Raw genomic sequence first — 7,192 nt, 5'->3', positions numbered from 1 at the left:
CCTGGGTGTAGCCCAAGTAGACGACCAGGTGGGCCGGGTCGGTGCGGACGCCTATCACCCGCCCGAGGTAGGCCGCCAGCGTGGTGCGCAGCTCGATGCGGCCCCGGGGGTCCCCGTCGCCGAACGCGTCGGAGGGGGCCTCGCGCAGCGCGTGCCGCATCGCGCGGGCCCACGCGTCGCGCGGGAAGGACTGCGCGTCCCGCCGTCCCGGGCGCAGGTCGTGGCGGGGCGCCGCCGGTGGGAGCGCCGCCGCCCGCGGGGCGGCCGGCTCCGCGCCCCGCTCGGCCACCCGGGTGCCCGACCCCTGCACCGAGGTGAGCCACCCCTCGGCGACGAGCTGCTCGTACGCCTGCGTCACCGTCCCCCGGGACAGCCCGAGCTGGCCGGCGAGGTCCCGGCTCGACGGCAGCCGCGTCCCCGCGACCAGCCGGCCCGCGCGGATCGCCGCGCGCAGCGCCTCCTCCAGCGCCCGGCGGCGGGCGCCCCAGCCCGGCAGGTCGAGCGGCAGCTCAAGGCCCGGCGAGCGGGTGCGCGGCATGGAAGTGGTCCAATTCAATGGGCGGTTACTGGCCCATAGTAATGGGATGATTCGCCCATAACGTGGCTGCATGAAAGTTGATCTCCGGACGCGGGGGCCCGTCACCGGCGTCGTGCCGTGCGCGATCGGCGTGGCGGTCCGGCTCGGCGACCGCCGGCGTCTTCCGGAATGAACAGGAGAGATCACATGCGTGTCTTCGTCGCGGGCGCCACGGGCGCCATCGGCCGCTACCTCGTCCCGGCGCTCGTGGCGGCCGGTCACGAGGTCACCGGCAGCACCCGTACGGAGTCCGGGCTCGCCCTGCTGCGCGCCCAGGGGGCCGACGGCGTGCGCCTCGACGTCTTCGACGCCGGGGCCGTCAAGCGGGCGGTCGCCGCCGCCGCGCCCGACGCGATCATCCACCAGCTCACCGCCCTGAGCGGCGGCAGCCCGGCCGACAACGGGCGCATCCGCCGGATCGGCACCCGCAACCTGGTGGACGCCGCTCTGCAGGCCGCCGTCCCGCGCATCGTGGCCCAGTCCATCGCCTGGGCGTACGAGCCGGGCGACGGCCCCGCCACCGAGTCCACCCCCCTGGACGAGGGGGCGCCCGAGCCGCGGGCCACCACGATCGCCGGGATCACCGCACTCGAACGGGCCGTCGCGGGCCTCGACCGGCACGTGATCCTGCGGTACGGCCTCTTCTACGGCCCCGGCACCTGGTACCGGCCCGACGGTCCGGCGGCCGACGTACTGCGCGGGCGCACGGACGATCCGGCGTCGGTGTTCCTCAGCGGCCTGGTCGCGAACGACGCGGTGTCGTCATTCGTGCACGTCCAGGACGCGGCCCTGGCCACCGTCGCCGCGCTCGACTGGCCGGCCGGGCCGGTCAACGTCGTGGACGACGAGCCCGCGCCCGCCCGTGAGTGGCTGCCCGTGCTGGCCGCCGCCGCGGGCGTGCCGGCGCCCGCCCTCGCCTCCGGGCGCCTGGGCTGGCAGCGCGGCGCCGGCAACGCCCTGGCCCGCTCGCGCGGCTGGGCGCCGCTGCACCCCACGTGGCGGACCGGATTCGGCGCGGGCGGCTGATCTCCGGGAGCCGGATCCGAGGTACGCGGGCCACCTTGCCCAGGGCTGCCATCGGCGCGCCCAGCCGGTGCCGGAACGGCCCCAGCACGCGTACCCGACCGCGCGGGAGGCCGGGCTAACCGGGCAGGCGGGTGCGCAGGGCCTCGGTGAACCAGCCGAGCGCCGGGGTCAGGCTCTCCGGGGGCGACCAGCCGTTGATCACGGCCAGCAGGCGCACGTACCGCTCCCTGCGGGGGTCGTCGGCCGCCTCCAGCCGGGCGAGCAGGCGGCGGAGCGTGCCGGGGTCGTCCGGGTCCAGGCCGTGGTCGTGGGCGTAGCGGGTGGTGAGCGACGTGACGTACGGGCCGGCCTCGGGAGCGGCCGGGTCGAGGCCGGCGGCCAGCGCGGGGGCGGCGAGGTCGCGGGTCAGCGCGGCGGGGTCGGGCCGCACCACCGGACCGGACCGCCGGTCGGTGGCACGCCGGTCGGCGGCCTGGAGTTCGGCCATGCGGCGGAACCGGGCGCGGAAGTCCGGGTCGCGGGACAGCTCGGCCAGCTCGACCCACGCCTCCACCTGCTCCGGCTCGGGGTCGTCCGGCAGTTCGGGGGTCATCGAGGGCATGATCCCCGCGAAGGCGGGGTCGGCGTCCAGGTCGCCGAACGCGGCGGCGAGGAAGTCGCCGATCAGGCGGTGGCGCTCGTCCTCCGACAGCTTGGCCAGCTTGTGCATCAGTTCCGTCTCCTCAGGGGTGGAGCCGCGCCTGGCCACCGCCCGCAGCACCGCGCGCCGCAGGCGCAGCGCGCGGATCTGCGCCTCCAGGGCCTCGGCGTGCGCCGCGGCGACCTCGGGCAGGGAGATCTCCCGGTCCACGACCTCGCGGATCGTGGGCAGGTCCAGGCCGAGGTCGCGCAGCGTGCGCACCAGGTCGAGGCGGGCGACGGCGGCGACGTCGTACAGGCGGTAGCCGGCGGGGCTGCGTCCGGTGGGCGGCACGATCCCCTGATCGGCGTAGAACCGGATGGTCTTGACCGTCAGCCCGGTGCGCCGGGCCAGGTCACCGATCGAGTAGAGCGTGTCCCCGTCCATGCCCCAACTCTGGCGTCTCCCCTCGGTGGAGACTCAAGGGGCCGTGTAGAACAGGCGCGGGTCGCCGGCCAGGGACGCCTTGACGGTGGCGCTCCACTCGTCCACGACGACCTCGTACGCGTCCGACTCGACCCCGTCGAGCGCGGCGCGGGCCACGTCCGCGGGATCGAGCAGGTCGCCCTCGTAGCCGGCCATCATGTCGGTGGCGGCGGCTCCCAGGTGCACGCCGGTCACCAGGGTGCCCTGGTCGCGCAGCTCCAGGCGGATGCCGTTGGTGAGGCTCCACGCGGCGGCCTTCGCGGCGCTGTAGGCGTTGGCCCCGTCGTAGGAGAACCACGACAGCGCCGACAGCACGTTGAGTATCGCGCCGCCGCCGTTCGCGCCCAGGACGGGGGCGAACGCGCGGGCCATGTTCAGCGTGCCGTAGTAGTGGGTGTCCATCTCGAGGCGGATCTTGTCCAGGTCGCCGCCGATCAGGTTCGTGTAGGTGGCGATGCCGGCGTTGTTGACCAGGAGCGTGACGTCCTGGGCGGCCGCGGCCACCGCCGCCACCGACGCGGGGTCGGTGATGTCCAGCTTCAGCGGCTCCACTCCGGGGAGGTCCACGAGCGAGGGGTTGCGCGCCGTCGCGTACACCTTCTTCGCGCCCCGCTCCAGCAGTTGCTGGGCGAAGCGGCGGCCGATGCCGCGGTTGGCGCCGGTCACGAGCGCGACGGAACCAGAGATCATCATGGCTGCCTCCTGGCAGGTCACAGGTTTCAGGTGGGACGTGGCTACGCTAAAACCTGACGTTGACGTCAGAGGCAAGTGTTGTGAGGGGAATCACTCATGCGCATCGGTGAGCTGGCCGCGCGGACCGGGGTGAGCGTGCGGGCGCCGCACCTCCTCACGGCGGGCCTGCCGAGCCGGTCGATCGAGCCGTTGATGCCGTACGTGAGGTCCCGCGAGGTGGCGCCCGAGTTGGTCGAACGGCTGCGGGCCGAGCGCGAGCGCATCGACGGGCGGATCGGCGACCTGGTGCGGACCCGCGACAAGCTCGACTCCATCATCGCCGTGGTCGCCGCGGCCGCCCACGAGGGCACGTCCTGCCCGCGTCCTGAGGGGGACCTGGTGGCACATCATCCGAGGTAGGAGGGGTAGGGGCGGGAGGTAGTCCTAAGAAGGGGGAGACGGTCATGAGCCGCATCGCAGAGTGGCTGAGGAAAGCCGAGAACCTCGCCAGAGGGCACTCCAAGCAGGCCGACCAGGTGCTGGACCGCGCTGAGCAGATCGTGAAGGAGCGCACCGGGCACAAGTACGACGACAAGATCACCAAGGGCGTGGACGCCGTGCAGCGCCGCTACGGCGGCGGCGGGCAGCCCGGCCAGCGACCCGGTCAGCAGGCCGGCCAGCAGCCGCCTGCCCAGGCCCGTCCTGAGACGCAGGAGGAGCGCGAGCGGCGCACGCCGCCGCAGGGCTGAGCCGATGGCGCGCGGAAAGTGCCGGTGGCAGCGCCACCGGCACCGTTCCCGCGTGCCGTCAGCGGCACGCGTCCCGCGTGACCTTGTCTCGCCCGCGTACGGTCAGCGGCGCGCGTCCTCCAGCACCTTGTTCGCGTCCCGCTCGAACGACGCCCTGGCCCCGAGCGTGAGCAGGCCGCCCACGATCATGGGGATCACCAGGATGTACATGCCGGACAGCAGCGAGCCGAACTGGTCCGAGGCGATGCCGACGACCAGCGAGCCGAACGCGGCGCCGAACGTCAGGAGCAGTTGCAGGACGGCGAAGCCGAGGCCGCGCGAGGCGGCCGGCACCACGTCCGCCAGGCACGCCGTCATGTTGGGGATCGCGATCGACATCAGCGAGCACGCGACCAGCACCAGGACCGTCAGCGCGGCGACCGACTCCATGGACAGCGCGGCGGCCAGGACCAGCGAGCCGGCCGTGATGCCGCCGCCGCCCGCCAGCAGCCGGCCGCCCTTGCGGGTGCCGTGCCACTTCCGGCCCAGCCACGAGCCGACCAGGGTGCCGGTGAGCGTTCCGGCGATGGTGATCAGGCCGCTGAGGGAGCCGGCCGTGCCCACGCCGACGCCGAAGCCGCGCACCATGAGCGTGGGCATCCAGTAGAAGACGCCGGCCAGGCCGAGGCTGAGGAGGGCCAGGCCGATGCAGACGAAGACCAGCGTCGGGATGACGATCACTTGGCGGAACTGCGCCCAGAAGGGCGGCTTGGGCGCGGCCTCCGGCTTGACCTCGGCCTCGCCGGTGGCCACCAGCCGGTCCAGCTCCCCGCGCCGCGGCTCGCGCAGGAACCAGACGAGCACCGCCGTGAGCAGGCCGGGGATCACCATGATGAGGAACGCCGAGCGCCACCCGTACGCCTGGGCCAGCACGCCGCCGAGCAGGGTGCCGACGCCGCCCAGGTACGTGGTCACGCGCGTGAGCCCGTACGCCTTGGCCCGGCTGGCGGGCGGGTAGTAGTCGGCGAGCAGGCTGCCCGCGGCCGGGTTGTCGATGTTCTCGGCCGCCGCCAGCACCACGCGCATCAGGTAGAACAGCGCGAAGCCGGTGGCCAGGCCGGAGCCCAGCGTGGCGATCGCCCAGATGAAGACGACCACCGCGATGATCCGTGTGCGGCTGAAGCGGTCCGCCAGGTATCCGGCGGGCAAGGAGACGATGGCCGCGGCCAGGGCGGCGGCCGTCGGGATGGAGCCGGCGGCGGTGTCGCTGAAGCCCCATTCCTTCTGTATGAGCGGGAGCACGCCTGATAGGAGGTTGTGCTCGATCCGGTCCACTAGTCCGACGATGAAGAGCACCACGAGGGGTGCCCAGCCGAATGGCGCGCGGGACTGCGCGTCGATGGTGCCTGTACGCGGCGAACCGAACGTCCCGACCATGCCCACCCTTTCCGTAGGGAAATCTAGAATTGAGTTCTAGGGCAATGTTCTAGCCAGAGTGGCAGAAGTCACAGCGTTCGTAAATGGGTGATTACCGCGAAATTTCGTGACTCACCCCTCCGGTACGGTGATCGCATGGTCAAGGGGGCACTGCTGGTCGCGGGGACCACGTCAGACGCGGGCAAGAGCGTGGTCACGGCCGGGATCTGCCGCTGGCTGGCCCGACAGGGGGTCCGGGTCGCGCCGTTCAAGGCGCAGAACATGTCGCTCAACTCGTACGTCACCGCCGACGGCGCCGAGATCGGCCGGGCCCAGGCCATGCAGGCGCAGGCCGCCGGCCTCGAACCCGTCGCCGACATGAACCCGGTCCTCCTCAAGCCGGGCAGCGACCGCCGCAGCCAGGTCGTGCTCATGGGCCGCCCGGTGGCCGACGTGGACGCCATGGAGTACGGCGCGCTGAAGGACCTGCTGCGCACCTCGGCGCTGGAGGCGCTCGGGCGGCTCAGGAAGCAGTACGACGTGGTGGTGTGCGAGGGCGCGGGCAGCCCCGCCGAGATCAACCTGCGCCGCGGCGACATCGCCAACATGGGCCTGGCCACGGCCGCGAACCTGCCCGTCATCGTGGTCGGCGACATCGACAGGGGAGGGGTGTTCGCCGCCTTCTACGGCACGGTGGGCCTCCTGGACGCCGCCGACCAGTCCCACCTCGCCGGCTTCGTGGTGAACAAGTTCCGCGGCGCGAAGGAGCTGCTGGAGCCCGGGCTCGACATGCTGCGCCGGCTGACCGGGCGGGAGGTGTACGGCGTGCTGCCCTGGCTCGACGGGCTCTGGCTGGACGTCGAGGACTCCCTGGCCCTCGACGGCCGCCGCGTCGCCGTACGCCCGCCGTACGGCAGGCAGACCCTGCGGGTGGCGGTCGTGCGGCTGCCCAGGATCTCGAACTTCACCGACGTCGACGCGCTGGCCGCCGAGCCGGGCGTGGTGGTGCGGTTCGCGAGCGATCCGGTGGAGCTGGACGACGCCGACCTGGTGGTGCTGCCCGGCTCGCGGGCCACGGTCAGCGACCTGGCCTGGCTGCGGGAGACCGGCCTGGCGGCGGCCGTCCGCGCGCGTCGAGGGCCTGTCCTGGGTGTTTGTGGCGGGTTCCAGATGCTGGGGCGGGAGATCGTGGACGAGGTCGAGTCGGGGGCCGGGCGGGTCGAGGGGCTGGGCATGTTGCCGGTGCGGGTCGAGTTCGGGCGGGAGAAGCGGCTGGGCAGGCCCGAGGGGGCGGCGTACGGGGAGCCGGTGCGGGCGTACGAGATCCACCACGGGATGGCGACGGTGGAAGGGGGCGAGCCGTTCCTGGACGGCTGCCGGGCCGGGAACGTCTGGGGCACGACCTGGCACGGCGCCCTGGAGAACGACGGGTTCCGGCGGGCCTTCCTGGCCGACGTGGCCGGGCGGGCGGGGCGTGACTTCGTACCCGATCCCGCCACCGACTTCGCCCGGCTGCGGGAGGAGCGGCTCGACGCGCTCGGGGACCTGGTCGAGCGGCACCTCGACACGGACGCCCTGCTCCGCCTCATCGAGCACGGCCCGCCCGACGGCCTCCCGACGCTCCCACCGGGCGCCCCGGCCGCCTGAGCACCCGGCATCCGGGCCCCG

The 7,192-nt window shown here is 73.5% G+C and carries 8 protein-coding genes; 4 read left to right on the top strand and 4 right to left on the bottom strand.

Annotated features, from left to right (window positions below; all coding sequences use genetic code 11):
- Positions 1-538 (bottom strand): GntR family transcriptional regulator (locus ACTWPW_RS22725; protein ID WP_443169848.1); only part of this gene is annotated, 538 nt, incomplete at its 3' end.
- Positions 539-724: 186 nt separating this feature from the next.
- Between ACTWPW_RS22725 and ACTWPW_RS22720 the strand changes: the two genes are divergently transcribed.
- A complete protein-coding gene (locus tag ACTWPW_RS22720) occupies positions 725-1,603 on the top strand; it encodes an NAD-dependent epimerase/dehydratase family protein (protein ID WP_443169847.1) in 879 nt (292 codons plus the stop codon).
- A 115-nt stretch (positions 1,604-1,718) separates the two neighbouring features.
- Here the strand turns inward: ACTWPW_RS22720 and ACTWPW_RS22715 are convergent, their stop codons facing one another.
- Positions 1,719-2,669: a MerR family transcriptional regulator gene (locus tag ACTWPW_RS22715; protein ID WP_375116096.1), complete on the bottom strand. Its 951-nt coding sequence runs from the start codon at positions 2,667-2,669 to the stop codon at positions 1,719-1,721.
- 33 nt (positions 2,670-2,702) lie between these two features.
- Positions 2,703-3,401, bottom strand: a complete 699-nt coding sequence (locus ACTWPW_RS22710) for an SDR family oxidoreductase (protein ID WP_375116097.1) — start codon at positions 3,399-3,401, stop codon at positions 2,703-2,705.
- Positions 3,402-3,497: 96 nt separating this feature from the next.
- Between ACTWPW_RS22710 and ACTWPW_RS22705 the strand changes: the two genes are divergently transcribed.
- Positions 3,498-3,800: a hypothetical protein gene (locus ACTWPW_RS22705; protein WP_443169846.1), complete on the top strand. Its 303-nt coding sequence runs from the start codon at positions 3,498-3,500 to the stop codon at positions 3,798-3,800.
- A gap of 44 nt (positions 3,801-3,844) precedes the next feature.
- The gene (locus ACTWPW_RS22700; RefSeq protein WP_443169845.1) at positions 3,845-4,129 is read left to right on the top strand and encodes an antitoxin; all 285 of its coding nucleotides are present in this window, start codon (positions 3,845-3,847) and stop codon (positions 4,127-4,129) included.
- Positions 4,130-4,231: 102 nt separating this feature from the next.
- On the opposite strand, the gene ACTWPW_RS22695 is transcribed toward ACTWPW_RS22700, so the two are convergent.
- Entirely contained in the window at positions 4,232-5,545 is a 1,314-nt protein-coding gene (locus ACTWPW_RS22695; protein ID WP_443169844.1) for an MFS transporter, read from the bottom strand.
- Between the two features lie 135 nt (positions 5,546-5,680).
- Between ACTWPW_RS22695 and ACTWPW_RS22690 the strand changes: the two genes are divergently transcribed.
- The gene (locus ACTWPW_RS22690) at positions 5,681-7,171 is read left to right on the top strand and encodes a cobyric acid synthase (RefSeq protein WP_443169843.1); all 1,491 of its coding nucleotides are present in this window, start codon (positions 5,681-5,683) and stop codon (positions 7,169-7,171) included.
- The last annotated feature ends 21 nt before the right edge of the window (positions 7,172-7,192 follow it).

It is taken from the genome of Nonomuraea sp. KM90 (assembly GCF_052246675.1).
Lineage (GTDB): Bacteria > Actinomycetota > Actinomycetes > Streptosporangiales > Streptosporangiaceae > Nonomuraea.
The sequence above is the reverse complement of the archived record's forward strand: the minus strand, read 5'-3'. Positions and strand labels throughout refer to the sequence as shown.